Origin of the sequence: Kineococcus halophytocola (assembly GCF_041276425.1) — a bacterium.
Lineage (GTDB): Bacteria > Actinomycetota > Actinomycetes > Actinomycetales > Kineococcaceae > Kineococcus > Kineococcus halophytocola.
On record NZ_JBGFTU010000019.1, the window covers coordinates 1 to 25636 of the forward strand.

22 protein-coding genes and 3 riboswitches are annotated in these 25636 nt (G+C 75.0%); of the genes, 12 read left to right on the top strand and 10 right to left on the bottom strand.

Annotation, left to right across the window (positions count from 1 at the left end):
• Positions 1 to 184 precede the first annotated feature (184 nt).
• From AB2L27_RS15570 to AB2L27_RS15580, 3 genes are read right to left on the bottom strand one after another with little or no spacing between them, the layout of a single operon-like run.
• A complete protein-coding gene (locus AB2L27_RS15570) occupies positions 185 to 1093 on the bottom strand; it encodes a MetQ/NlpA family ABC transporter substrate-binding protein (protein WP_370442404.1) in 909 nt (302 codons plus the stop codon).
• On the bottom strand, positions 1083 to 1826 hold the full coding sequence (locus AB2L27_RS15575) for a methionine ABC transporter permease (RefSeq protein ID WP_370442405.1): 744 nt from the start codon (positions 1824 to 1826) through the stop codon (positions 1083 to 1085). The genes AB2L27_RS15570 and AB2L27_RS15575 overlap by 11 nt, the downstream gene beginning before the upstream one ends.
• The gene (locus AB2L27_RS15580) at positions 1823 to 2827 is read right to left on the bottom strand and encodes a methionine ABC transporter ATP-binding protein (RefSeq protein WP_370442406.1); all 1005 of its coding nucleotides are present in this window, start codon (positions 2825 to 2827) and stop codon (positions 1823 to 1825) included. The genes AB2L27_RS15575 and AB2L27_RS15580 overlap by 4 nt, the downstream gene beginning before the upstream one ends.
• A 139-nt stretch (positions 2828 to 2966) precedes the next feature.
• Positions 2967 to 3076, bottom strand: a riboswitch (SAM riboswitch).
• A 178-nt stretch (positions 3077 to 3254) separates the two neighbouring features.
• Positions 3255 to 3336: riboswitch (SAM riboswitch) on the top strand.
• A 10-nt stretch (positions 3337 to 3346) separates the two neighbouring features.
• Between AB2L27_RS15580 and sfnG the strand changes: the two genes are divergently transcribed.
• Positions 3347 to 4492 carry a dimethylsulfone monooxygenase SfnG gene (sfnG, locus tag AB2L27_RS15585; protein WP_370442407.1) on the top strand — a complete coding sequence of 382 codons (1146 nt, stop codon included), beginning with the start codon at positions 3347 to 3349 and terminating at the stop codon, positions 4490 to 4492.
• Between the two features lie 114 nt (positions 4493 to 4606).
• Complete coding sequence (gene idi, locus AB2L27_RS15590) at positions 4607 to 5137, top strand: isopentenyl-diphosphate Delta-isomerase (protein ID WP_370442408.1); 531 nt, start codon at positions 4607 to 4609, stop codon at positions 5135 to 5137.
• A gap of 25 nt (positions 5138 to 5162) precedes the next feature.
• Here the strand turns inward: idi and AB2L27_RS15595 are convergent, their stop codons facing one another.
• From AB2L27_RS15595 to AB2L27_RS15610, 4 genes are all read right to left on the bottom strand, one after another.
• Complete coding sequence (locus AB2L27_RS15595) at positions 5163 to 8882, bottom strand: AAA family ATPase (protein ID WP_370442409.1); 3720 nt, start codon at positions 8880 to 8882, stop codon at positions 5163 to 5165.
• Between the two features lie 11 nt (positions 8883 to 8893).
• A complete protein-coding gene (locus tag AB2L27_RS15600) occupies positions 8894 to 10159 on the bottom strand; it encodes a metallophosphoesterase family protein (RefSeq protein WP_370442410.1) in 1266 nt (421 codons plus the stop codon).
• 83 nt (positions 10160 to 10242) lie between these two features.
• Positions 10243 to 10488 (bottom strand): acyl-CoA carboxylase subunit epsilon, encoded by a 246-nt coding sequence (locus tag AB2L27_RS15605; RefSeq protein WP_370442411.1) that lies wholly within the window; start codon positions 10486 to 10488, stop codon positions 10243 to 10245.
• Entirely contained in the window at positions 10485 to 12107 is a 1623-nt protein-coding gene (locus AB2L27_RS15610) for an acyl-CoA carboxylase subunit beta (protein ID WP_370442412.1), read from the bottom strand. Before AB2L27_RS15610 ends, AB2L27_RS15605 begins: the two co-directional genes overlap by 4 nt.
• A 108-nt stretch (positions 12108 to 12215) precedes the next feature.
• Here AB2L27_RS15610 and AB2L27_RS15615 point away from each other — a divergent pair, with 108 nt between their 5' ends.
• On the top strand, positions 12216 to 13430 hold the full coding sequence (locus tag AB2L27_RS15615; protein WP_370442413.1) for an NADP-dependent isocitrate dehydrogenase: 1215 nt from the start codon (positions 12216 to 12218) through the stop codon (positions 13428 to 13430).
• A 56-nt stretch (positions 13431 to 13486) separates the two neighbouring features.
• Here AB2L27_RS15615 and ypfJ read toward each other — a convergent pair whose 3' ends face one another.
• A complete protein-coding gene (gene ypfJ / locus AB2L27_RS15620) occupies positions 13487 to 14389 on the bottom strand; it encodes a KPN_02809 family neutral zinc metallopeptidase (RefSeq protein WP_370442414.1) in 903 nt (300 codons plus the stop codon).
• A 104-nt stretch (positions 14390 to 14493) separates the two neighbouring features.
• Here ypfJ and corA point away from each other — a divergent pair, with 104 nt between their 5' ends.
• Entirely contained in the window at positions 14494 to 15621 is a 1128-nt protein-coding gene (corA, locus tag AB2L27_RS15625; RefSeq protein ID WP_370442415.1) for a magnesium/cobalt transporter CorA, read from the top strand.
• A 26-nt stretch (positions 15622 to 15647) separates the two neighbouring features.
• Positions 15648 to 15944, top strand: coding sequence for a membrane protein insertion efficiency factor YidD (gene yidD / locus AB2L27_RS15630; RefSeq protein WP_370442416.1), 297 nt, complete (start codon positions 15648 to 15650; stop codon positions 15942 to 15944).
• 122 nt (positions 15945 to 16066) lie between these two features.
• Here yidD and purU read toward each other — a convergent pair whose 3' ends face one another.
• Positions 16067 to 16924: a formyltetrahydrofolate deformylase gene (gene purU / locus AB2L27_RS15635; protein WP_370442417.1), complete on the bottom strand. Its 858-nt coding sequence runs from the start codon at positions 16922 to 16924 to the stop codon at positions 16067 to 16069.
• A gap of 23 nt (positions 16925 to 16947) precedes the next feature.
• On the opposite strand from purU, the gene AB2L27_RS15640 reads away from it, so the two are divergent.
• The 4 genes from AB2L27_RS15640 (at position 16948) to AB2L27_RS15655 (ending at position 21348) form a co-directional block, all read left to right on the top strand.
• Positions 16948 to 18081 (top strand): isochorismate synthase, encoded by a 1134-nt coding sequence (locus AB2L27_RS15640; protein WP_370442418.1) that lies wholly within the window; start codon positions 16948 to 16950, stop codon positions 18079 to 18081.
• A 56-nt stretch (positions 18082 to 18137) separates the two neighbouring features.
• Positions 18138 to 18242, top strand: a riboswitch (ZMP/ZTP riboswitch).
• Positions 18243 to 18274: 32 nt separating this feature from the next.
• Complete coding sequence (glyA, locus tag AB2L27_RS15645; protein ID WP_370442419.1) at positions 18275 to 19582, top strand: serine hydroxymethyltransferase; 1308 nt, start codon at positions 18275 to 18277, stop codon at positions 19580 to 19582.
• Positions 19579 to 20466: a bifunctional methylenetetrahydrofolate dehydrogenase/methenyltetrahydrofolate cyclohydrolase gene (locus AB2L27_RS15650; RefSeq protein ID WP_370442420.1), complete on the top strand. Its 888-nt coding sequence runs from the start codon at positions 19579 to 19581 to the stop codon at positions 20464 to 20466. Before glyA ends, AB2L27_RS15650 begins: the two co-directional genes overlap by 4 nt.
• 51 nt (positions 20467 to 20517) lie before the next feature.
• A complete protein-coding gene (locus AB2L27_RS15655; protein WP_370442488.1) occupies positions 20518 to 21348 on the top strand; it encodes an exodeoxyribonuclease III in 831 nt (276 codons plus the stop codon).
• 91 nt (positions 21349 to 21439) lie between these two features.
• Here AB2L27_RS15655 and AB2L27_RS15660 read toward each other — a convergent pair whose 3' ends face one another.
• Positions 21440 to 22783: a dihydrolipoyl dehydrogenase family protein gene (locus tag AB2L27_RS15660; protein WP_370442421.1), complete on the bottom strand. Its 1344-nt coding sequence runs from the start codon at positions 22781 to 22783 to the stop codon at positions 21440 to 21442.
• An 82-nt stretch (positions 22784 to 22865) separates the two neighbouring features.
• On the opposite strand from AB2L27_RS15660, the gene AB2L27_RS15665 reads away from it, so the two are divergent.
• Genes AB2L27_RS15665 through AB2L27_RS15675 form a run of 3 tightly spaced genes read left to right on the top strand, consistent with a single transcriptional unit; the run spans position 22866 to position 25629 of the window.
• Positions 22866 to 23819 (top strand): ABC transporter ATP-binding protein, encoded by a 954-nt coding sequence (locus AB2L27_RS15665; protein WP_370442422.1) that lies wholly within the window; start codon positions 22866 to 22868, stop codon positions 23817 to 23819.
• Positions 23816 to 24694 carry a hypothetical protein gene (locus AB2L27_RS15670; protein WP_370442423.1) on the top strand — a complete coding sequence of 293 codons (879 nt, stop codon included), beginning with the start codon at positions 23816 to 23818 and terminating at the stop codon, positions 24692 to 24694. Before AB2L27_RS15665 ends, AB2L27_RS15670 begins: the two co-directional genes overlap by 4 nt.
• The gene (locus AB2L27_RS15675) at positions 24691 to 25629 is read left to right on the top strand and encodes an ABC transporter ATP-binding protein (RefSeq protein ID WP_370442424.1); all 939 of its coding nucleotides are present in this window, start codon (positions 24691 to 24693) and stop codon (positions 25627 to 25629) included. Before AB2L27_RS15670 ends, AB2L27_RS15675 begins: the two co-directional genes overlap by 4 nt.
• The last annotated feature ends 7 nt before the right edge of the window (positions 25630 to 25636 follow it).

Sequence of the window (25636 nt, forward strand, 5' to 3'; positions counted from 1 at the left end):
TGCTTGGGCAGCAGTGGCTCGATGAGCTCCCACTCCGCATTACTCAAGTCCGACGGGTAAGCCTCACGCTGCACGCCACTCACCCGAGCAGGATCCCACCCTCATACCCACATCTGAAACAGTCTCTGAGGACGGCCGGGCGCCCCCTCCGGGCCGGAGGGGGCGCCCGTGCCTCAGCGCGGGGTCAGCGCGCGTCGAGCGGGAGCAGGACGTCCTGCACCTCGGGGTCGGTGGCCAGGTACTCCTGCACCTTCGGGTCCTGGAACGTCGCCACGAGGGCCCGGATGTTCTCGGTGTCCTTCCAGCGCGAGCCGATCGTGAGCTGGCCGGCGAACTCGTCGGGGGCGGTCGGGGCGAAGATCTGCTGCTCGATCGGGATCTTCGCCGCCAGGTAGTACTCGGTGTAGCCGACGGCCGCGTCGAGGTCGGGCAGCGCGCGGGACTGCGCGCCGAAGTCCAGCAAGGTGAACTGCAGGTCCTTGGGGTTCTGGGCGATGTCGTCGACCGTCGCCGACCCGACGTCCGTGCCCGGCTTCAGGGTGATGAGCCCGGCCTCCTGCAGCACGAACAACCCCTGCGACTCGTTGGCGGGGTCGGAGTACAACGAGACGGTCCCGCCCTGCGGGATCTCCTGCGGAGTCTTCCACTTCGCCGACCACAGGCCGAAACCCCACCGGAACACCGGCGTCGCGGCCTCCTCGCGGAAGTCGGGGTTGGCCTGCAGGACCTGCCCGAGCCACAACCGGTGCTGGTAGATCGTGCCGGCCACCTCGCCGTCGCTCACGGCCCGGTTGATGGTGTTGGAGTCGGCCAGCGCCTTGAACGCGACCGTGATGCCGTGCTCGGGGGCGACCTCCTCCGCGACGTACTCGATGAGGGCCTGCTCCCGGGCGTTGCCCTCCGCGGTCGCGACGTACAGGGTCGCCCCGGCCTGCGTGTTCGCGGTGTCCTCCCCGCCCAGGCGGGGCACGACGATCGCGGCGGCGACGCCGAGCAGGACGACGGCCCCACCCGCCACGAACGGCCAGCGCCGTCGCGTGCGGAGTTCGAAACCGTGGTCGTCGGTGGCGGGTTCGCGGGTCTCAGCGGACACGGCTCGTCTCCTGCGTCGTGGTGGGGGTTCGGGTGGGGGTGGGGGTCGAGGTGGTGCGGGGGCGGCGACGGGTGCGCGGGTCGGCCGCGCGGGCGAGGGCGTCACCGGTGAGCTGGACGAGGGCGACGAGCGCGACGAGGACGACGATCGTGGCGATCATCACGGCGTGGTCGAAGCGCTGGTACCCGTAGGTGACCGCGACGTAGCCGATGCCGCCGGCGCCGATGGTCCCGGCGATCGCGGAGTACTCGATCATCGCGATGGTGTTGATGGTGAACCCGCCGATGATCGAGGGGGTGGCCTCGGCCAGCTGCACGGTCGTGATGACCTGCAGCGGTGAGGCTCCCGAGGCCTGGGCGACCGCCACGAGGTGCGGCGGCACCGACCGCAGGGAGTTCTCCACGATGCGCGCGAAGAACGCGGTGCCGGCCAGGACCATCGGGACCACGGCCGCGCGGATGCCGATGTTCGTGCCCGTGACGAACCGGGTGAACGGCACGAGCGCGGCCATGAGGACGAGGAACGGCAGCGAGCGGCCGGTGCTGACGACCCAGGACAGGACGGTGTGCGCGGGGCGGTTCTCCAGCAGCCCGCCGGGGGCGAGGTTGTGCACGAGGACGCCGATCGGCACCCCGAGCAGGACGACGATCGTCATGACGATGCCGACCATGAGCAGCGTGTCGAGGAGCGCGGGGGCGATGAGCGCGGGGATCTGCGCGAGCGGGGTGTTCACACGAGGTCCAGTTCCCGGGACGGGGCCGGCGCCTGCGCGTGCAGTCCCCGGCGGTCCAGCGCGGCGGTGAGGACGGCGGGGTCGACGCTTCCGGGGACCCCGACGGTGGCGTGCCCGACGGTGCGCCCGGCGACGGTCCCGACCGAGGCCCCGAGCAGGGACAGGTCCCGGCCGAGTTCGCGGGACGTGGCGGCCAGCCAGTCGGCGGGCACGTCGTCGCCGCGGTAGTGCACCTCCCAGACCGCCAGACCGCGCGCGTCCCCCACCCCGCGGCGGGGCAGCAGGGCCGCCCCGACGGGGGAGGCCGGGTCCCGCAGCACGTCCAGGAGCGGGGCCGCCTCGACGATGCGGCCGTGCTCCAGGCGGGCGACGGCGTCGGCCACGTCGACGACGGTGTCCATCTCGTGGGTGATGAACAGGATGGCCAGCCCGAGGTCGTCGCGCAGTTCCCGCAGCAGGCCGGTGATCGAGGCCGTGGCCTGCGGGTCCAGCCCCGAGGTGGCCTCGTCCGAGAGCAGGACGCCGGGGCGCAGGGCCAGGGCGCGGGCGATCCCGACGCGCTGGCGCTGCCCGCCGGACAGTTCGTGCGGGTAGCGGTCGGCGAGCCCGGCCAGCCCGACCCGTTCGAGCAGTTCACCCACCCGCCGCCGCCGGTCGCGCGTCACGACGCCGAGGTAGCGCAGGGGGAGTTCGACGTTCTGCGCGGCGGTGCGCCGCGTCTGCAGGCCGTCGGACTGGAAGATCGTCCCGATGCGGCGCCGCGCCTCGCGCAGCCGGTCCGCGCCCAGGCGGGTGAGGTCCTGGCCGCCCACGAGGACCGATCCCGACGTCGGGCGCGTCAGCAGCGTCACGCACTGCGCGAGCGTGCTCTTGCCCGCACCGCTGGGGCCCACGACGGCGGTGATGCTGCCGGCGGGGACGGTGAGGTCGAGGCGGTCCAGGACCGTCGTGGTGCGCGGGGGTTCCCCGTAGGTCTTGGTGAGGTGGCGCAGTTCGATCACGTCGTCTCCTGGGCGACAGGGCCGGCGGGGGCCGGGCAGGGGAGGTCGCGGGCCCGGCGCGACGCCGGGTCCGGTGGGGAGGGGGGAGCAGGGGTGCGCTCAGCGGGAGCGGCGACAGTCCATCGACACGGGAACTCCTGGTTCGTCCTTGTCCGCAACCCCTGCGGACCTGGTCCTCACCCGGAGCACCCCGTGACGGACCAGGGTTGCCGGCCAGCGAGCCGGGGCTTGACGCTGGCGCTCATGACCTGCAGGGACTCTGACAGCCGCCGGAGATCCCCGTCAAGCGTTTCCGCCACGTCCGCGGCCGGGGAGGGGGTGGGGAGGAGGTGGAAGGGGGTCTCCGACATCCGTTGCGGCACAACGTCGTACTGGTCCCGAAATGAGCCGGGCGCGTTCGCCCGGAGGAGGGGGTACGCTGCGGGGGATCCCATCCAGAGCGGCTGAGAGACCTGGCTCGACGACGCCGCAGCAACCCACGGGGGTGCTACCGCCAGGACCGATGGAGGACGCGCCGCGATGCCCCTGCACGAGCCCCTGAAGTTCGCCTACTGGGTCCCCAACGTCTCCGGCGGTCTCGTCGTCTCGACGATCGAGCAGCGCACGAGCCACGACCCGGCCTACAACGTCGAGGTGGCCCGGGCCGCCGAACGGGTCGGGTTCGAGTACGCGCTGACCCAGGTGCGCTACCTCGCCTCCTACGGCGCCGACGCCCAGCACGAGTCGACCTCGTTCTCCCTGGCCCTGCTGCTGGCCACCGAGCGGCTCAAGGTCATCGCCGCCGTCCACCCCTTCTTCTGGCACCCCGGTGTGCTCGCCAAGTTCGCCGCGACCACGCAGGAACTCACCCAGAACCGCCTCGCGCTGAACATCGTGTCCGGCTGGTTCAAGAACGAGGCGACACAACTCGGGGTCACCTGGCACGAGCACGACGACCGCTACCAGCAGTCCGAGGAGTTCATCGAGCTCCTGCGCGGGGTGTGGAGCCAGGACGGGTACAGCCAGTCCGGGGACTTCTTCAACGCCACCGACATCACCTTCCGCCCCCAGCCCACGGCGGCCCCCGAGCTGTTCCAGGGCGGGAACTCCACCGCCGCGCAGGCGATGGCCGGCCGGGTCAGCGACTGGTACTTCATGAACGGCAAGTCGCTGGCCGACGCCGCCCAGGGCGTGCGCGAGGTCTCCGCCCAGGCCGCCCAGCACGGCCGCACCGTCCGGTTCGGCCTCAACGGCTTCGCCCTCGTGCGCGAGACCCGCGAGGAGGCCGAGGCCGTGCTCGAGGAGATCATCGCCAAGGCCGACCGCACCAAGGTCGAGGGGTTCGGCGCGGCCGTGCAGGAGGCCGGCAACGCCACCGGTGACGGCAAGGGCATGTGGGCCGACAGCGAGTTCCGCGACCTCGTCCAGTACAACGACGGGTTCCGCACCGGCCTCGTCGGCACCCCCGAGGAGGTGGCGCGTCGCGTCCTGGCCTACCGGCTCGTCGGCGTCGACCTGCTGCTCCTCGGTTTCCTGCACGTCAAGGAGGAGGTCGAGGCGTTCGGCGAGCTGGTCATCCCGCGGGTGCGCGAGCTCGAGGCGCGCCTGGCGGCGGGGGAGGACCTCCAGCTCGGCGCCGAGCTCGACGAGGCCGTCGTCGCGGCCACCCAGCCCGTCCCGGCCTGACCCCGGCCCGACCCCGGCCTGACCCCGGCCCCGGTGCCCGCCCGGCCGGGCGGGCACCGGGCGTGTCGGCCTCCCGTGCTCGCCGCGGCTGCGGCGACGGCTTACGGTGCGGGGGTGACCCTCGCCCCGGCCGACCCCACCGTCGAACTGGTCGTCCTCCTCACCGAGGACGGCACGCCCTGCGGCACGGCGCCCAAGGCGGACGTGCACCACACGAGCACACCCCTGCACCTGGCGTTCTCGTGCTGGATCGTCGACGGGGCGGGACGGACGCTGCTGACCCGGCGCGCGGCGGTCAAGCGCACCTGGCCGGGGGTGTGGACGAACTCCTTCTGCGGCCACCCCGGCCCGGGGGAGGACCCCGCCGAGGCCGTGGCCCGGCGCTCGGTGCAGGAGCTGGGCGCCCCCGTGGCCGACGTCACCCCCCTGCTGCCGACGTTCCGCTACCGCGCGGTCATGGCCGACGGGACGGTGGAGAACGAGGTCTGCCCCGTCTTCAGGGCCCGCCTGGACGGCGAGCTGGCCCTGGACCCGGCGGAGGTGGACGCCGCCCGCTGGGTCGACCTGGACGTCCTGCGCGCCGAGGTCGCCGCCGACCCCGGGCCGTTCAGCCCGTGGATGCGCCTGCAGCTGCAGGAGTTCTGAGCGCCGCGCCGCACCCGGACGGACCTCAGCCCGTCTCCTCCAGGTCGTGCGCGGCCCGGTAGGCGCGGACCAGGTCCTCGCTCACCCGCCCGCGGTCGCCGACGGCGTGCCCCTGCTCCCGCGCCCACGCCCGCACGAGCTGCTGGTCGACACCGCCCCGGTCCCGCCGCCCGGAACCCCCGGCGGACCCGGTGGACCCGGTGGGCACCGCCGAGGGGGCCGGCAGCTGCGTGACGCTCACCGCGGCCCCCGCGGCCGCCAGCTCCCGGGCCTGACCGGCCACGTCCGCGTGGTGGGTCAGCAGCACGACCTGCACGTCCCGGGCCAGCTCGGCCAGCGCCTCCAGCGCCGCCCGGGTGCGGGTCTCGTCGAAGGTCATGAGCACGTCGTCCAGCACCACGGGCAACGGTCCCTGCCCCGAGGCCACGAGGGCGCGGTGCTGGTCGGCCACCGCCGCCAGCCGCAGCGCCAGGAAGACCTGGTCGGCCGTCCCCTCGCTCAGACCGGCCGCCCCCTCGAGCAGCTCCCCGTCGGCCCGGCGCACCGCCAGGCGCCGGTCCCCGCCGTCGTCGAGGGCGACCAGACCGGTCCAGCGGCCCCCCGTCAGGAGCGTCAGCACCTCCCCGGCCTCGGCCAGCAGCGGGTTGGCCCGGGTGGCGGAGAACTCCTCGAGCCGGCCGCGCAGGACCGTGCGCTGGACGTCCACCACGACGTAGCGCTCGGTGTCGGCCTGCAACCCGGCCAGCGCCTCCGCGCGCTGGGCGGCCAGCACGTTCGCGTCGACGCCGGAGGTCAGCCGCTCCACCTCCACCTCGGCCCGGGCCAGGTCCTGGTGGGCCCGGGCCCACACCTCGTGGGCCTCCTCGTCGGCCAGCGCCGCCGCCTCCTCGTCGGTGCGCAGGTCGGCGTCGGAGCGGGCGCCGGTCTGCTCCAGCAGCGCCGGCACGTCCTCGGCGCGGCCCACCTCGGCGGCGAGGGCCGCGGTCTCCTCGCGCTCGCGCTCCCGCAGGTCCAGCAGGTCCCGGCTGCGGCGGGCGCGCCCGGCCAGGGCGCCCGGGTCCTCGCCCTCGGCGGCCAGGGCGCCCAGCCGCGCCTGCGCCCGCTCGCAGCGGGCGCGTTCGGCCGCGGCGGCGGCGGCCACCTCCTGCGCCTGCCGGTCCAGCCCGGTCGCGGTCCGTTCGTCGGCGCGGCTGCGGCGCAACCGGTCCTCCAGCGCGGCCAGGGCCACCTCGACCTGGTCGGGGCGGTCGGCCCGGGCGGGGGTCCCCAGCCGGGCGGCGAGGTCGGCGACCTCGTCGGCGTGGGCGGCCACCCGGTCCTCCCGGTCCCGGGCGCGGTCCTGCTCGCGGCGGGCGACCTCGGCGGCCTCGGTCGCGGTCCGCAGGACCCGGGCGCGTTCGGCCCACCCGGCGGGCCCGAGGTCGGCGGGCAGACCGGCGGCCGCGACCGCGCTCCGGAAGGCCTCCTCGGCCCGGGCGGCGTCCCCCCGCAGGTCCTCGCAGCGCTGCGCGGCGAGCTGGGCGGCCCGCTCGTGCTCGGCGTCCAGGGCGCGGCGCACGGCGGCGGCCTCGGCGGTGGCGACGAGGGCGCGGGCGGTCTCCAGCCCCACGTCGAGACCGGCCTGCAGGTCGGCCGCAGGGAGGGCCTGCACGTCGGCGGGGCCGGCACACCGGGCGAGCACGACGGTGAGGGCGTCGAGCTGGGCCCGGACCTCCTCGCCGAGCTCGCGGGCCCGCCGGTCGTGGACCCCGACCGCGGCGCGTTCGGCGTCCAGCCGCTCCAGGGCGGCCAGCACGGGGGCGGGGGCCCCGTCGGGGACCCGCAGGCCGGCCGCGGTGAAGGCCGCGGCGTACGCCGCCTGCGCCGCCTCGGCCGCGCTCGCGGCGGTCCGCGCCTGCCCGGCGGCGGCCGCGGCGGCCGCGGCGGCCCGGTCGGCGGTGCGGCGCAGTTCCCGCAGGCGGGCGGTGGCCTCGGCGTGGTCGAGCAGTGCGTCCGCGGCGGCGTCGGCGGCGGCCACCGCCGCCAGCACCGCGGGACCGTCGACCGGGGTGCCGTCGGCCGGGGAACCGTCGGCCGGGGAACCGTTCCCGCGCAACGGTTCCAGCAGCTCGTCCCGGCGCGCGCGGGCGGTGCGCAGCGCCTCCTCGTCGACGCCGCCGGTGCCTTCCTGGGCCTGGGTGAGCTCGTCCGCCGCCATGCGGGCCGCCGCCGCGCACCGGTCGTGCTCGGCGGCGGCGCGGGCGTGCTCCTGGCGGGCCCGGACCAGGGTCTCGTGGGCGTCCCGGACGGCGGCGGGGTCCAGGGCGGGGGGTGCCTCCAGCGCCGCGTCGGGGTCCAGCGCCCCGGCCGCGACGGCCTCCGCGCGGGCGGCCGCCCACCGCTCGTCGCGCGCGGCCAGCGCGGCGCGCCGTTCCCGGGCCGCCGACCCGTCCCGGCCGGCGGCGGTCACCACCGCCCGCAGGGCCGCGACGTCCTCCTCCGCGATCTCCTGCTGCGGGTCGCGCCCGGCCGTGGCCGCCCGGGCCCGGTCGAGCTCCTGGGCCGCGCGCGCGGCCTCGGCCGCCACCTCGGTGTGCGCCGCGGCCAGCCCGGACAGGTCGGCGGCCCGGTCGGCGGGGACCTGCAGGCGGGCGAGCAGGTCGGGGACGACCTCGGCGACGGGCCCCTCGGGCACCGGTCCCAGGGTGGCCAGCGCCTGCCGGGCGCCGTGCCAAGCCTCCTCGGCGCTCGTGCGCGCGCGCAGCGCCTCGGCGGCGTCCTGCGCGCGGGCCTGGCGGGCCCCGGCGAGGGCGTCGATCTGGGCCCCGGCCGCCAGGACGTCGGCCTCGACCGTGCAGCGCGTGCGCTCGTCCTCCAGGGCCGCGGCGCGGTCGGTGAGCTCCGCCAGGGCGGCCCGGGCCGCGGCCAGGTCGGCGGCCGCCGCGTCGTGGTCGGCCACCTCGGCCGGCCCGAGGGCCCCGCCGAGCCCGGCCAGGTCGGCGGTGGCGGCCGCGACCTGCTCGCGGGTGCGCAGCAGGGCCCGGGCCCGCGGTGTCAGCCGCAGCCGCAGGGTCACCTCCTCGTGCCGGGCGCGCACGTTCCGCAGCCGCTCCTGGGCGCGGTCGGCCTCCTCCCGCGCGGTCCCGGCGGCGGCCCGGGCCGCCTCCACCAGCCCCGCGCGGGTCGCGGTGCCCGCGAGCTGCTCGTCGAGGGACTGGACGAGGGCGACGCCGTCCTTGACCGCCGAGCGCCCCCGCGGGCGCCACAGCCGGTCGGCCTCGGCCTCCAGCGCGGCCAGCAGGTCCTGCGCCCCGCTGCCGTGGTGGGCGCTGAAGACCAGAGCGGCCAGGTCCCCGTCGCCCCGCAGCACCTGCCGCCCGCCGGCGCGCAGCTGCTCGTGGTCCAGGCCCAGCCGGCTCGTCCAGGTCCCCCGGTCCCAGCCGTCCTGGGCCCAGGGGGCGGTGACCGGCTCGTCCCCGCGCAGCAGGCCCCGCGAGGACCGGACCAGCTCGTGCCCGTCGGCGCTGTCGGAACCGTCGGTGCCGTCGGAGCTGTGGGGGCCGGGCTGCCACCGGGCCCCCACCCGCAGGCGGGCCCGGGCGTGGACGAAGGCGTAGCGCGGGCTCCTCTCGAAGCCCCACAGAAGGTCGCCGACGGCGGCCAGCAGGGTCGACTTGCCGGACTCGTTGGGCCCCAGGACGACCGTGAGACCCGCCCCGAGCTCGACCGCCGCGTCCTCGAAGGCGCCGTAGGGCGCGAGGGTCACCGCGCGCAGCATCAGCGGCCCCCCAGCCGGGTCGAGAGGTCGTCGGCGGCCTGGCGCGCGAGCTCGCCCACCACCCGCGGGTCGCCCAGGTCGAGCAGCCCGGCGTCGGACAGCAGCCGCCCGACCTCCCCGCGCACCCCGCGCACCCCGCGCAGCGCCTGGGCCTGCACCGGGTCCCGGGCCAGGGCGTCGGCGGCGGCGCGGACCGCCGCGACCAGCTCCGGGTCGTCCCCGCCCCCGGCGCGGGGGGCCCGGGTCTGCGACCGGACCCTCTCCAGGACGACCCCCGCGGCCTCGGCGGCCTGCTCGGCCTCCTGGCGCAGGCGCTCGGCGTCGGCCAGGTCCGCCGCAGCGGCGGTCGGGCCGGTCAGCACCGCCCGGACCACCAGGGGACGGTCCCCGGCCTCGCGGCGCGTGTGCAGCATCCGCTCCCGCAGCGACCCCATGACCTCGGCGACGTCGGCGGCGCCGGTGACGTCGACCTCCAGGGACTCCCAGCGGGCCACGTCCAGGGCGTGGAAGGTCAGCCGGGCCTGCTCGCCGGGCACCAGGTCGACGACGTAGGCGCCCTTGGCCCCGGTCTCGCGGGGGTGCCGGCCCTGCAGGTTGCCCGAGTAGGCGACCGTGGTCGGGCCGGTGGCCAGGACCTCCCGCGCGTGCACGTGCCCGAGGGCGACGTACTCGTACCCCAGCGCGGTCAGGTCGGCGATCGAGCAGGGTGCGTACCGCTCGTGCTCGCCGCCGCTACGGCTGCCGTCGACGGTGGCGTGCAGCAGACCCACGTTGACCAGGTCCGGCACGCGGCGGGGGTAGCCCGCGGCGAGGTTGGAGGACACCGCCCGGGTCCGGTACCCCTGGCCGTGCACGGCCAGCCCCAGGTGCTCGTCCACCACCGTGCCGGGGGAGTCCACCCCGAACCGGTGCGCGTTGCCCGGCAGGGTGAGGGAGTGGGTGATCTGGCTCTCCGCGTCGTGGTTGCCCGACACGATGAACACCCTGATCCCCGAGTCGGCCAGGCGCTGGACCTGCCGGGTGAAGAACCGCCCCGTGGCGTAGTCGTGCCAGGTGCCGTCGTACAGGTCCCCGGCCAGCAGCAGCGCGTCGGCCCGCTGCGCCTCGCACAGCGCCACCAGGGCCTCCAGCGCCCCCCGGGTGGCGGCGCGCAGGGTGGCGGCGACGGCGTCGTCGCCGAGCCGGCGCAGACCGCGCAACGGGGAGTCCAGGTGCACGTCCGCGGCGTGGACGACGCGGACGGCGTTCGCGGCTCGATCGGTCACCACGGGTGGTCCCAGCCGCACGTCACGTCGCCGAGTCTAGGCAGACCGGGGGGTGCCGGGTGGGTGGCCGGGGGCGCAGCCCGTCAGCGGGGCAGGCCGCTCGCGCGCCAGGACCCCTGGCCGGGGGCGGGGGGCAGGCCGAGCGCGTGCCGCCGGTCGGCCCACCGCGACCGCGGGGCGGGCACGTCGGGCACCTGCGGGGCGCGGCTGCGCAACCGGGAGGTCAGGACGACCGTGAGGGCGGCCAGCTCCTCCGGCGCGGGGTTGCCGCGTTCGATGCGCAGCGCCGCCAGCAGCTCGCCCAGCCCGGCCTCGTCCCCGGTGCTCACAGCGGGATGTTCCCGTGCTTCTTGGCGGGCAGCGAGGCCCGCTTCGTCGCCAGCGCCCGCAGCGCCCGGGCCACCTGCACCCGGGTCTGGCTCGGGGCGATGACCGCGTCGACGAACCCGCGCTCGGCCGCCACGTACGGGTTCGCCAGCTGCAGCTCGTAGTCCTCCACGAGGTCGCGGCGGCGGGCCTCGACGTCCTCGCCGTTCTCGGCGGCGGCCTTCAACGCCCCGCGCTGCAGGATGTTCACCGCACCCTGCGCGCCCATGACGGCGATCTGCGCGCTGGGCCAGGCCAGGCACACGTCCGCGCCCATCTCCTTGCTGCCCATGACGATGTAGGCCCCGCCGTAGGCCTTGCGGGTGATGACCGTGACCAGCGGGACGGTCGCCTCGGCGTAGGCGTACAGCAGCTTGGCCCCGCGGCGGATGATGCCGTTCCACTCCTGGTCGGTGCCGGGCAGGAACCCCGGCACGTCCACGAACGTCAGGACCGGCACGTTGAACGCGTCGCACAGGCGCACGAAGCGCGCCGCCTTCTCCGAGGCGTCGATGTCCAGGGTCCCGGCCAGCTGCTGCGGCTGGTTGGCCACGACCCCCACCGGGCGGCCCTCGACGCGGCCGAAACCGGTCAGGACGTTCGGCGCGAACAGCTCGTGGACCTGCAGGAAGACCTCGTCGTCCAGGACGGCGCCCACGACGGCGGCCATGTCGTACGGCTGGTTCGCCGAGTCCGGGACGATCGTGTCCAGCACCAGGTCGTCCTCGTCGACGACCAGGTCGCGCTCGTCCTCGGCCGGCAGCAGCGGCGCCTCGGACAGGTTGTTCGAGGGCAGGAACGACAGCAGCTCCCGGACGTACTCGATGGCGTCGTCCTCGCTCTCGGCCAGGTGGTGGGCCACCCCGGAGCGGGTGGCGTGGGTGCGCCCGCCGCCGAGCTCCTCGAAGCCGACGTCCTCCCCGGTGACCGTCCGGATGACGTCCGGGCCCGTGACGAACATGTGCGAGGTCTCCTCGACCATGACGGTGATGTCGGTCAGGGCGGGGGAGTAGACCGCCCCGCCGGCCGAGGGCCCCAGGATGAGGGAGATCTGCGGCACGACGCCGGAGGCGTGCACGTTGCGGCGGAAGATGCGCGCGTACTGCACCAGGGAGGCCACCCCCTCCTGGATGCGCGCCCCGCCGCCGTCGTTGATGCCGATGACCGGGCAGCCGGTGGTGGCCGCGAAGTCCTGCAGCTCGGCGATCTTGGCGCCGTGCTCCTCCCCGAGGGACCCGCCGAAGGCCGTGAAGTCCTGGGCGTAGACGCACACCGGGCGCCCGTCGACCGTGGCGTAGCCGGTGACGACGCCGTCGCCGTCGACGTGCTTGGCGGCCATCCCGAAGGCCGTGGCGCGCGAGCGCACCAGACCGCCGCGCTCGACGAAGGAGTCCTCGTCGACCAGGGCCGCGATGCGCTCGCGGGCCGTCTTCTTCCCTCGCGGGTGCTGCTTGGCCCCGGCGCGCTCGTCGGCGGCCGCGACGGCCGTCTCGGTCCGAGCGTGCAGTCCGGCGAGCTGCCCGGCCGTGGTCCGCGGGTCGAGCTGCTCGTCGGTCGGCTGCGGGGTCTCGAGACTGCTCACGGAGCCGCAGCGTACGTGACAACCGGCACCCCGCGGTGAAGGCTGTACCCGACGGGAGCGGTAGCTTGACGTCGAGAGAACGCCCAGTGAGTCGGAGGAGACAGCACAGTGGCCAAGATCAAGGTTCAGGGTCCGGTCGTCGAGCTCGACGGCGACGAGATGACCCGGATCATCTGGCAGTTCATCAAGGACCGCCTGGTCCACCCGTACCTCGACGTCGACCTGGAGTACTACGACCTGGGCGTCGAGCACCGCGACGCCACCGACGACCAGGTGACGATCGACGCGGCGCACGCGATCCAGAAGGCCGGCGTCGGCGTCAAGTGCGCCACCATCACGCCCGACGAGGCCCGGGTGGAGGAGTTCGGCCTGAAGAAGATGTGGCGGTCCCCGAACGGGACGATCCGCAACATCCTCGGCGGCGTGATCTTCCGCGAGCCGATCATCATCAGCAACATCCCGCGCCTGGTGCCGGGCTGGACCAAGCCGATCATCGTCGGCCGCCACGCCTACGGCGACCAGTACCGCGCGACGGACTTCCGGTTCCCCGGCGAGGGGACGCTGACCGTCACCTTCACCCCGAAGGACGGCGGCGAGCCGATCGAGCACGAGGTCTTCCAGGCCCCCGGCGCCGGGGTCTCGCTGTCGATGTACAACCTCGACAGCTCCATCGTCGACTTCGCCCGCGCGTCGCTGAACTACGGCCTGGCGCGCAACTACCCGGTGTACCTGTCCACGAAGAACACGATCCTCAAGGCCTACGACGGCCGGTTCAAGGACATCTTCGAGGAGGTCTACCAGAGCGAGTTCAAGGACAAGTTCGCGCAGGCCGGGATCACCTACGAGCACCGCCTCATCGACGACATGGTCGCCGCGTCCCTGAAGTGGGAGGGCGGCTACGTCTGGGCCTGCAAGAACTACGACGGCGACGTGCAGTCCGACACCGTGGCCCAGGGCTTCGGCTCGCTCGGCCTCATGACGTCCGTGCTGTCCACCCCGGACGGTTCGGTCGTGGAGGCGGAGGCCGCGCACGGCACCGTGACCCGCCACTACCGCCAGCACCAGCAGGGCAAGCCGACCTCGACGAACCCCATCGCGTCGATCTACGCGTGGACCCGGGGTCTGGCCCACCGCGGCAAGCTGGACTCCACCCCCGAGGTCACCGGTTTCGCCGAGACCCTCGAGGACGTCGTCATCAAGACCGTCGAGAGCGGCAAGATGACCAAGGACCTCGCGCTGCTCGTCGGGCCGGACCAGGCCTGGCAGACCACCGAGGAGTTCCTCGGCACGCTCGACGAGAACCTCGCCGCCCGCCTGGGCTGAGGTCTTACGGAGGGGCCGTCGCCGGTGGCGACGGCCCCTCCGTCGTGTGCGGGTGGCTACAGGGACTGCGCCGCGAACGTGTCGCACCGGCGCGGGTCACCCGTGCGCAACCCCTGGGTGAACCACCGCTGCCGCTGCTCCGAGGTCCCGTGGGAGTAGCTGTCCGGGTCGGTGCTGCCGTCCCCGAGGGTCGTCTGGATGAAGTCGTCGCCGATGCGGGCCGCGGCGTCCAGGGCGCGGTCGACGTCGTCCTGGGTGAGTTCGGCGATGAGCGGGGCGCCGGAGTCGTCCGGCACGGTCGTCGCGTGGTTCGCCCACGCGCCGGCGTAGCAGTCGGCCTGCAGCTCCAGCCGCACGCTGCCGCTGGCCGGGCCCGTCTCGCCCGGTCGCACCTGGTCGGTCGTGCCGAGCAGGTGCTGGACGTGGTGGCCGTACTCGTGGGCGACGACGTAGGCGTCGACGAACGTGCCGCCCTCGGCCCCGAACCGCTGCTGCAGCTCGTCGAAGAACGACAGGTCCAGGTAGACCTGCTGGTCGGCGGGGCAGTAGAACGGCCCCGTCCCCGAGGACGCCGCGCCGCACCCGGTCTGCGTGGCCCCGGAGAAGTAGACGGTCCGCGTCGGCACGTACGCGCCGCCCAGGACCCCGTCCCAGTAGTCCTGGATCGACTCGATGTCGGCCACGACGGCGCACTCGCGGCGGGCGTTCGCGTCGGCGCCCGTCCGGCACTCCCGGGCGAGCTGGCCGTCGTCGATCGTCTGGCCCGACCCGAGCTGCTCGAACCCCGACCCCGCCTGTTGCGTGGGGTCGCTGCCGCCGAGGACCTGGAACAGGACGAGGACCAGGACCCCCACGAGCCCGAGCCCCCCGCCGCCGATCGCGACCCCCCGCCCGCCCCCGCCGCGCCGGCGGTCCTCCACGCCGCTCGCGTCCAGACTGGCGTCGTCCCGGTACCTCACGGGGCACAGCCTGGCCGCCGGGACGGGGGAGCGCCAGCGGACGGGCAGACTGGGAGGGCGCACCGAGCGCCGCCCCCACCACCGGAACCCAGGGAGGTCCCCCCGTGCCCCGACGTCGTCTGCCGCTGCCGTCGATGGGACGCCGCGGCATGGTCCCCTCGCGCGACCTGGCCCAGGACGGGGCGATCCCGGCCGCGGCGACGGGCCGCGGCAGCAGCCTCGTCGACAGCGGCGTCTACGAGGACGGGCACCGGGTGCACTCGCCCGGTGACCTCGTCGGCACCGTCGCCTCGCTGCGCGAACGCGCCGGACGGGTGGCCTGGATGGGGCTCTACCGCCCCGCCGAGCAGGAGCTGGGTTCCCTGGCCGCCGAGTTCGACCTGCACCCGCTGGCCGTGGAGGACGCCGTCCTGGCCCACCAGCGGCCCAAGCTGGAACGGTACGGGTCGACGTTGTTCGTCGTGCTGCGCGCGGCCCGCTACGTCGACGAGTCCGAGGAGGTGGAGTTCGGCGAGCTGCACCTGTTCATCGGCGCCGACTTCGTCCTCACGGTCCGGCACGCGGAGTCCCCCGGCCTGGCCGAGGTGCGCAGGCGCATGGAAGCCGACCCCGACCTGCTGCGGCGGGGACCGGAGGCGATCCTCTACGCGGTCCTGGACGCCGTGGTCGACGGGTACGGGCCGGTCCTGAAGGGCCTGGAGGACGACATCGACGAGATCGAGGCGCAGGTCTTCACCGGCGACCCGACCGTCTCGCGGCGCATCTACGAACTGTCCCAGGAGGTCGTCGACTTCCAGCGGGCCGTCACACCGCTCACCGGGATCCTCACCGGGCTCACCGGCGGGTTCCAGAAGTACCGCGTCGACGAGGAGCTGCAACGGCACCTGCGCGACGTCGCCGACCACGTGACGGTGGCCGTGGAGCGCATCGAGAACTACCGCAACCAGTTGCGCGACATCCTCACCGTCAACGCGACCCTCGTCGCGCAGCGGCAGAACGAGGAGATGCAGGCCATGACCGAGGCCAGCTTCGCCCAGAGCGAGGAGGTCAAGAAGATCTCCTCCTGGGCCGCGATCCTCTTCGCGCCCAGCCTCGTCGGCGGCGTGTACGGCATGAACTTCGACCACATGCCGGAACTGGCGTGGGCGTTCGGCTACCCGCTCGCGCTGCTGCTCATGCTCGGGCTCAGCGTGACGCTGTACGTCATCTTCAAGCGCCGCGGGTGGCTGTGAGGTCGGCTCGTGCCTAGCGTGAGGTGATGAGGACTCCCGCCGCCCGTGTCGTCGAGGCCGCCATCGCCGGGTACCAGCGCCGGCTCTCCCCGCGCAAGGGGTGGTCGTGCGCGCACCGCCTCGCCCACGGCGGGGACTCCTGCTCGGGCGTCGTGCGGGGGGAGGTGCACCGGCGCGGCGTCGTCAGGGCCGTCCTGCCGAGTGCGGTGCGGTTCCTGGCCTGCTACCGCGCGGCGGTGCTGCTGTCCCCGTTGCAGGTGCAGGGGTTCTGCTGCCTGGGCGGCATCCCCATCCCGTTCCGCTTCGGCGGACGCCGCCCCTGACGACCACCCCGACACCGGCCCTCCGGGGACGGGTCGTTGACGCGACACGCCGGTAGGTTCGTCGCGATGCGTCAACGACCCTGAAGGGGCCGGGCGGAGCGTGACGTGCGGTGAGCGCCGGGTCAGCGGAAGACGACGGTGCGGTTCCCGTCGAGCAGGACGCGCTGCTCGGCGTGCCAGCGCACGGCGCGGGCCAGGGTGCGCGCCTCCACGTCCTGCCCCAGCCGCACGAGCTCGGCCGCCGTCGCGCGGTGGTCGACGCGCTCGATCTCCTGCTCGATGATCGGCCCCTCGTCGAGGTCGCCCGTCACGTAGTGCGCCGTCGCCCCGATGATCTTCACCCCGCGCGCGTGCGCCTGGTGGTAGGGCTTCGCGCCCTTGAAGCTGGGCAGGAACGAGTGGTGGATGTTGATGGCGCGCCCGGACAGGCTGCGGCACAGGTCGTCCGAGAGCACCTGCATGTACCGGGCCAGCACGACGAGCTCGGCGCCGTGTTCCTCGACGAGCTCCAGCAGCCGCGTCTCGGCCGCGGCCTTGGACGCCGCGTCGCCCGTCGTGACGGGCACGTGGACGAAGGGGATGCCGTAGAAGCCCGCCAGCGGTGCGAGGTCGGTGTGGTTGGACACCACGGCGCGGATGTCGACGGGCAGGTGCCCGGAGCGGTGCCGGAAGAGCAGGTCGTTGAGGCAGTGGCCCTGCTTGGAGCACATGACGAGCGTCGGCAGCCGGTCGTCGGCGGCCGACAGCGTCCAGGACAGGTCGAAGCGGTGGGCCACGACCTCCAGGGTGGCGCGCAGCGCCTCCTCGCTCGCGGCCGCGTCGAAGGCCACCCGCATGGTGAACAGCCCCGTGTCCGGGTCGCCGTACTGCTGGCTCTCGGTGATGTTCGCGTCGAGCGCGACGAGGGCTCCCGTCACGCCGTGCACGATGCCGGGACGGTCGGGGCAGGACAGGGTCAGGACCCTCGGGCGCGTGCTCACACGGGGAAGCCTAGGGTGATCGCGTGGCAGAACCCGAAGCGGTGGCACAGGCGGTGCGTGCGGGGGCCACGGTGTTCTCCGGGGAGAAGTCGACCCTCGTGCAGACCGGCCCGCGCCCCCTCGTCCCCGGCGGCTCCGGCCTGGAGCAGCTGCGCCGCACCACCGCCGCCCTGGAGGACGCCGAGGACGGGGTCATCGCGGCCGGTGCGGTGCCCTTCGACCTGACGGCCCCCGGGGCGCTGCGGCTGGGCCGGGCCGAGACGACCCCCGGCCCCCTGCCGCTGCCCCTGGCCGGGGCCGCCCGCCGCGCCACGGTCGCGCGCAGCCGCCCGGTGCCGGCCCCGGCGGGGTACGCCGAGGCCGTCCGCGCGGCCCTGACCCGCATCCGCGCCGGTGACGTGCAGAAGGTCGTGCTGGCCCGCGCGCTGGAGCTGGAGGCCGTCGAGGACTGGTCCGTGCCGGACCTGCTGGCCGCGCTCGTGGGCCGCAACCCCGCCGCGACCGCGCTGGCCGTCCCCCTGGACGACCCGGACCGGCCCGGGGGCCGGTGGCTGGTGGGGGCGAGCCCGGAGCTGCTGCTGCGCCGCCGCGGGCCCAGCGTCCTGCTGCGGCCGCTGGCCGGGTCCATCCCGCGCTCGCCCGAACCGGACGAGGACATGCGGCGGGCCGACGCCCTCATGGCCTCCGACAAGGACCGCCGCGAGCACCGCTTCGTCGTCGAGGCCGTCGTGGAGGCGCTGTCGCCGTTCTGCCGCAAGGTCAACGCGCCCGAACCGGAGCTGGTGGCCACCCCCGCGGTGTGGCACCTGGCCACGCGCATCACGGCCCTGCTCAACGACACCGAGACCACCTCGGTGGACCTCGTCGCCGCGCTGCACCCGACGCCGGCCGTCGGCGGCTCGCCCCGCCGCGCGGCCCTGGACGTCATCCGCGAGGTCGAGGGCCTGGACCGCGGCTGCTACGCCGGGGCCGTCGGCTGGCAGGACGTCCACGGCGACGGGGAGTGGGTGGTGGCCGTGCGGTGCGCGCAGGTGCAGGGCCGCACCCTGCGCATCTTCGCCGGCGCCGGGATCGTCGAGGGGTCCGACCCCGCCGCCGAGGTGGTCGAGACCGCCGCGAAGATGCGCACCGTCCTGGACGCGGCCATCGCGCGCTGACGGCTCGGGCGCACCGGAGCGCGGGTGTGGCCGCGCGAGGCGTCCCTGGGCTACCGTGGCGGCGCCGCGACTGGCGTCGAGGTGGGTCACCACCGGGGAGCGGCAACGGGCCTGCCCGCTGGGGTCCGCCGTTCACGGGGTCGTCCGCCTGGGCTCCGCGTCGCCACCACCGCCCGCCGCACGAGGAGCGACCGTGACCGACGTCCAGTCCACCCCCAGCACCGGCACGTCCGGTGTGACCGACCGTCCCCTCGCCGAGGTGGACCCCGAGATCGCCGCCGTCCTGGACGCCGAGCTCGGCCGCCAGCGCGACACCCTGGAGATGATCGCGAGCGAGAACTTCGCCCCGCGCTCGGTCCTGGAGGCCCAGGGGTCGGTCCTGACGAACAAGTACGCCGAGGGCTACCCCGGCAAGCGCTACTACGGCGGCTGCGAGCACGTCGACGTGGCCGAGGAGCTGGCCCGCACCCGCGCCACGGAGCTGTTCGGCGCCGAGCACGCCAACGTCCAGCCGCACTCGGGCGCCAGCGCGAACGCGGCGGCCATGCACGCCTTCATCCGCGGCGGCGACGGCATCCTGGGGCTGGAGCTGGCCCACGGCGGCCACCTCACCCACGGCATGAAGATCAACTTCTCCGGGCGCATGTACGACGTGTCGTCCTACGGCGTGGACCCGCAGACCTTCCGCGTCGACATGGACGTCGTGCGCGCCACCGCGCTGCAGGCCCGCCCCAAGCTCATCATCGCCGGCTGGTCGGCCTACCCCCGCCAGCTCGACTTCGCCGCGTTCCGCGAGATCGCCGACGAGGTCGGCGCGCACCTCATGGTCGACATGGCCCACTTCGCCGGGCTCGTCGCCGCCGGTCTGCACCCCTCGCCCGTCCCGCACGCCCACGTCGTCACCTCCACGGTGCACAAGACGCTCGCCGGGCCGCGCTCGGGCCTGATCCTCACCCGCGAGGAGTTCGCCAAGAAGGTCGACTCGGCGGTGTTCCCGGGTCAGCAGGGCGGCCCGCTCATGCACGTCGTGGCCGCCAAGGCCGTCGCGTTCAAGGTCGCCGGCTCGGAGGAGTTCGCCGAGCGCCAGCGCCGCACCCTGGAGGGCGCGCAGATCGTCGCCGAGCGCCTCACCGCGCCCGACGTCGCGCAGGCCGGCGTGTCCGTCCTCACCGGCGGCACCGACGTCCACCTCGTCCTGGTCGACCTGCGCGACAGCGCGCTGGACGGCAAGCAGGCCGAGGACCGGCTGCACGAGGTCGGCATCACGGTGAACCGCAACGCCGTCCCGTTCGACCCGCGCCCGCCGATGGTGACCTCCGGCCTGCGGATCGGCACCCCGGCCCTGGCCACGCGCGGTTTCGGCGCGGCCGAGTTCACCGAGGTCGCCGACGTCATCGCCGCCGCCCTCAAGCCGGAGTTCGACGCCGACGCCCTGCGCGCGCGCGTCGCCAAGCTCACCGCCGAGTTCCCGCTGTACCCGTCCAACCGGGGTGTCCTGTGAGCGCGGTCGTCCTCGACGGGCGGGCCGCCGCGGCGGCGATCAAGGCCGACCTCGCCGAGCGGGTGGCCGTCCTGCGGGCCCGGGGCGTCGTCCCGGGCCTGGGCACGGTGCTCGTCGGTGACGACCCCGGGTCGGCCAGCTACGTCGGCGGCAAGCACCGCGACTGCGCCGAGGTCGGGATCGCCTCGATCCGCGTCGAGCTGCCGGCCACCGCGACGCAGGCCGAGATCGAGTCCGAGATCGCCCAGCTCAACGCCGACCCCGCCTGCACCGGGTTCATCGTCCAGCTCCCGCTGCCGGCGGGCATCGACGCCAACCGCGTGCTGGAGGCCGTCGATCCGGACAAGGACGCCGACGGGCTGCACCCGACGAACCTGGGCCGGCTCGTGCTGCGGGTGCGCGAGGAGATCACGTCCCCGCTGCCGTGCACCCCGCGCGGGGTCATCGACCTGCTGCAGCGCCACGACGTGCCCCTCGACGGGGCCGAGGTCGTCGTCCTGGGGCGCGGGGTCACGGTGGGCCGGCCGATCGGGCTGCTGCTGACCCGGCGGCACCCCAACGCGACGGTCACGTTGTGCCACACCGGCACGAAGGACCTGGACGAGCACCTGAAGCGGGCCGACGTCATCGTCGCGGCCGCGGGGGTCGCCGGGCTGGTGACGCGGGAGAACGTGAAGCCGGGCGCCGCGGTGCTCGACGTCGGCGTCTCGCGGGTGTTCGACGAGGCCAGCGGGAAGAACAAGCTGACCGGTGACGTCGCGCTCGACGTGGCCGAGGTCGCGGGGTTCATGGCCCCCAACCCCGGCGGGGTCGGTCCCATGACCCGCGCGCTGCTGCTGACGAACGTCGTGGAGTCCGCCGAACGCGCCGCCGGCCTGCGCTGAGACGCCACCCGACCTCCCGGGTCCGGGAGGTCGGGTAGCGTCCCGCGCGTGGTGACGAAGACCGAGACGAACGAGAAGCTGACCGTCGCGACCGTCAACGTCAACGGCGTGCGCGCCGCCGTGCGCCGCGGGATGCAGCCCTGGCTGGACGGCCGCGACCCCGACGTCCTGCTGCTGCAGGAGGTTCGCGCCCCCGACGCCGAACTGCGCAAGGCGCTGCCCGGGTTCGAGCACGTCGCGCACACCGAGGCCGCCGCCAAGGGCCGGGCCGGGGTGGCCGTCGCGGCGAAGGCGGAGTTCTCCGCCGTGCGGATCGGGTTCGCCCACGACCGGCACTTCGAGACCTCCGGCCGGTGGGTGGAGGTCGACGTCGACACGGTGCTCGGGCCGATGACGTTCGTCAGCGCCTACGTGCACTCCGGGGAGGTCGGCACCCCGCAGCAGGACGACAAGTACCGGTTCCTGGACGCGATGGACGTGCGCCTGGCCGAACTCGGGAAGGCCGCGGCCGACACCGGCCGCGAAGCGCTCGTCGCCGGTGACCTCAACATCGGGCACACGCAGCGCGACATCAAGAACTGGAAGGGCAACCGCGGCAAGGCCGGTTTCCTGGAGGACGAGCGCGCCCACTTCGACCACTGGTTCGACGAGCTCGGCTGGGTCGACACCCAGCGCCGCGTCGCCGGTGACGTCGACGGCCCCTTCGCCTGGTGGTCCTGGCGCGGGCAGGCGTTCGACCGGGACACCGGCTGGCGCATCGACTACCAGCTCGCGACCCCCGGGCTCGCGCAGCGGTTGCGGACGGTCGAGACCGACCGCGCCCCCAGCTACGCCGAGCGGTTCTCCGACCACGCACCCGTCGTGGCGGTCTACGGAGCCTGACGGGTCAACCGCCGCCCGGCTCGACCGGTACGTCCCGACCCGTTCGCGACGTCCGGGAGGGTCGGGACGTACCGGTCGCGCCCGAGGACGGTCAGGGTGCAGACGCCCCGTGCAGTTCCTCCAGCGCCGGGAAGATCGCCTCCGACCACGTCGGGAACGCCCGCACGTGGTGCCACAGCAGGTCCACGTCCAGGTGGGCGCGGACGGCCAGGGCGAGCTCGGCGCCCCAGGAGTCGGCGTCGGGGCCGACGCACGCCGCACCGACCAGCACCCCGGCCTCGTCGACGAACAGTTCGACGGCGCCGGTGACCCCGCGGCGGCGGGACAGCTGGACCAGGTCCGCGCGCTCGACCTCGCCGACCTCGAACCGGGCCGAGCGGGCACCGGAGGTGGCCCCGACGGAGAACACGGTCGGGTCGGTGAACACGGCGCGGGGGATCGCGGAGTAGTCCGCGTCCCGGCCGCGGCCCAGCAGTTCCCCCACGACGGTGCGGGCCTGGTGGTTGGCGGTGTGGGTGTAGTCGGAGATCCCCGTGACGTCGCCCACGGCGAACAGGCCCCCGACCGGGCCGTCGTCGCCGACGACGTGGCAGCGGGCGTCGGTGCGCAGCGCCCCGGCGTCGGTCAGCCAGTCGTCGGCGAACCCGAACCCGTCGGTGACGGGCTCCCTGCCGGTGGCGAGCAGCAGCCGGTCGAACCCCAGCACGGCCCCGGACTCCAGGCGCAGCCCGCCGTCGACGACCTCGGCCGCCGGGTCCCCGGTGCGCACGTCCACCCCGTCGGCGGTCAGGGCCTGCGCCAGCACGTCACCGACCCAGGACGGCTCGCGCGAGAGCAGGTGCGGCCCGCGCTGCACGAGCGTCACCTCGCTGCCCAGCCCGCGGTAGGCCTGCGCCAGCTCGACCGCCACGGGCCCGCCGCCGAGGACGACGAGGCGGTCCGGCAGCTCCTGCGCGGCCAGCGCCTCCTCCGACGTCCACGTCGCGGCGCCGTCGAGACCGGGCAGCGGCGGGCGGACCGGCGTGCTGCCGGTGCCGACGACGACGTGCGCGGCCTCCACGGTGCGCCGCCCGCCGCCGTGCAGGTCGACGTCCACCGTGCCGACGGGGGAGCCGGGGGCGATGCGCGTCGCGCTGCCGCGGACCACCTCGACCCCGTCCCCGGTGAGCTCCGCGGCGGCCCCGGAGTCGTCGCGGTGGGAGGCGGCCTCGTCGCGCACGGCGCGGGCGGCGACCCAGGACAGTTCGGCGCGCGCGGACAGCAGGAGGGACTTGGCGGGCACGCAGGCCAGGAACGGGCAGAACCCCCCGACGTGGCCGCGCTCGACGAGGACGACGCTGCGACCGGCCTGCGCGAGCTGCTGGGCGACCATCTTCCCGCCCGACCCGGACCCCACCACGACGACGTCGACCGCTGCTCCGGGAGGTGTGGCCACCCCCCGATCGTTCCCGAAGGACGGACGCGCCGCGCGTCGAAGGAGGGACGCTGCCGGCCCCCGGGAGTGCTCTGATGGGCGGGTGGATGGTCCTGAGGGGTTGAGAGCGCCGGTCCTGGAGTGCGTCGACGTCGGCAAGCGCTTCGGTGCGGTGCAGGCGCTGGACGGCCTGACGATGTCGCTGGGGGCGGGCGCGACGGGGTTGCTCGGGGCCAACGGCGCGGGCAAGTCGACGTTGCTGCGCACCGCGCTGGGCCTGACCCGGCCCGACCGCGGCAGCGTGCGCATCCTCGGCCTGGACACCGTGCGCGAACGCTCCGAGGTGCGCCGCCGGGTGGGTTTCATGCCCGAGCACCCGTGCCTGCCCAACGACATGTCCGCCCAGGACGTCTGCGTCTCCCTGGCCCGGATGCGCGGGCTCGGCCGCCGGGACGCGGTGCGCCGCACCAGCGAGGTGCTGTTCGCGGTGGGGCTGGAGGAGGAACGCCGCCGCCCCGTCGGCAGCTACTCCCTGGGCATGCAGCAGCGGACGAAACTCGCCCAGGCCCTCGTCCACGGCCCCGACGTCGTCCTGCTCGACGAACCCACCTCCGGGCTGGACCCGGCCGGCCGGGAGGAGATGCTCGCGATCGTGCGCCGGTTGTCCACCGAACTCGGCATCCGCGTCGTGGCCAGTTCCCACGTCCTGGACGACATCGAACGCACCTGCGACGAGGTCGTCGTCCTGCGCTCGGGAACCCTGGCCGCGCAACGCCCGGTCCTCGTCGGTCACGACCCGTCGGGCCCGGCCGAACTGCGCGTCTCCGGCGACGTCGGGTCGTTCGCCGCGGCGCTGGAACCCCGGGTCGCCCCGTTCGGGGTGTCCCTGGCGCCCACGGCCACCGGCGACATCGGGCTCAGTTCCAGCCCCGACGCGGCCCTGGACGCCGTGCGCGACCTGGCGGCCGACCTCGGCGTGGGGGTGGAACGGCTCGCCCCGGCCGCGCGCGGCCTGGAGGACGTGGTGGTCGACGCGATGGCGGGAGGGACCCGGTGACCGAGGTGGACCCGCGGCAGAGCCCCCGCGCTGTGCTGCACGACATCCGCTACTCCCGCTTCGCCGGCCGGTTGCAGCCCCGGCGCTCGGCCGTCGGGTCGTTCGTGGCCAGCGGGATCCGCCGTCCCCTGGGGCTGCGGCGCAGCGCCGGGGCCAAGGTCTGGCCGTTCCTGCTGCTGGCCGCGGCCTACCTGCCGGCGCTGGCGGTCGTGGCCGTCCCGCTGCTCGTGCCGGCGGTGCAGGTGCAGCCGACGGACCTCATCGGCTACCCGCAACTGCTGACGACGAACTCGGTGGTGCTGCTCGCGTTCGTCGCGACGTCGATCCCCTCGATGCTCACCCGGGACCGGCGCGACCGGGTCCTGTCGCTGTACTTCGCCACCGCGCTGTCGTGGGTCGAGTACGTCGTGGGGGTCGTGCTCGCCGCGGTCGCGCTGCTGGCCCTCATCGTGCTGGGGCCGATGCTCGTCCTGTTCGTCGGGTCCATCGCGACCGCGGACGCGCCGGGAACGTGGTTCGCCGACAACGCCGGCGACCTGCCGCGCATCGTGGGGGCCGCCGCGCTGGTCGTCCTGTTCCACACGAGCCTGGGCCTGGCCATCGGTGCGCTGACGTCCAAGCGGGTGTTCGCCGTCGGCGGGTACCTCGCGGTCGTCCTCGTCGGCCCGACCCTGACCGGGGTCGTCGCGGCCGTCACCGGGGCGGACTGGCCGCTGTCGCTGGACCCCGCCAGCGGGCCGATCCGGCTCGCGACGACGTTCATCGGCGGCGGCCTCGGAGACCCGGGCGTCCTGGCCTGGGTGGTGTGGGTGGTCGTCGTCGTCGGGGGTTTCGGCGTGCTCGCCGGCCGCTACGCGAAGGGGGGCGACGCGTGAGCGCCGTCGAGCTGGCCGGGGTCAGCAAGTGGTTCACCGACACCGTGGCGCTCTCGGACGTCAGCTTCACCCTGGAGGCCGGGGTGACGGGTCTGCTGGGCCACAACGGGGCCGGGAAGTCCACGGCCCTGCAACTGCTGGCCGGGGCCACCCGCCCCAGCCAGGGCACGGTCCGGGTCCTCGGGCTGGACCCGCACGCCGACCCGGCCGTGCACCGGGGCCTGGGGATCGTCGCCGACGGGGAGGCGACGTGGGCGCACGCCACCGCCCGCACCCAGGTCGAGTTCCTCGCCCGCCAGCGCGGGGTCGCCGACCACCGCCGCGCCGCGGCCACCGTCCTGGACCGGGTCGGGCTGACCCAGGCCGCCGACCGCCGCGTCGGCGGGTTCTCCAAGGGCATGCGGCAGCGGGTCAAGCTCGCCCAGGCCCTCGTGCACGACCCGCAGGTGCTGCTGCTGGACGAACCGCTCAACGGCCTGGACCCGGCCCAGCGGCGCGCCGACGTGGACCTGCTCGCCGCCCTGGGCCGGGAGGGCCGCACCGTCCTGGTGAGTTCGCACGTCCTGTCCGAGGTCGAGCGGATGGCGCAACGGGTCCTCGTCGTCGTCAACGGCCGGCTCGTCGCCGAGGGGGAACCGGCCGGCATCCGCGACCTGCTCGTCGACCGCCCGCGCACCGTGCGGCTGGAGGGCGAGCGCGTGCTGGAACTGGCCGGGACGCTGCTGGCCGAGGGCCTGGTGGAGTCGGTGCGGCGCGAGGGCGGCGGCCGGCCCGGGGTCCTCGTCGAGGCGCCCCGCGCCGTCGCGCTGGCCGAGGCCGTGCCCCGGCTGGCGCGGGAGTGCTCCACGACGCTGCGGCGCGTCGAGGGTGTCGGGGAGGACCTGGAGAGCGTGTTCGCCCACCTGGTGCGGGCGGCGAGGGGAGCCGGTAGATGAGCACGTC

What these genes read in the sequence shown, in the direction of transcription:
- sfnG (WP_370442407.1), top strand. Translation starts at nt 3,347, where the DNA reads ATGCCCCTGCACGAGCCCCTGAAGTTCGCCTACTGGGTCCCCAACGTC.
- yidD (WP_370442416.1), top strand. Translation starts at nt 15,648, where the DNA reads ATGAGGACTCCCGCCGCCCGTGTCGTCGAGGCCGCCATCGCCGGGTAC.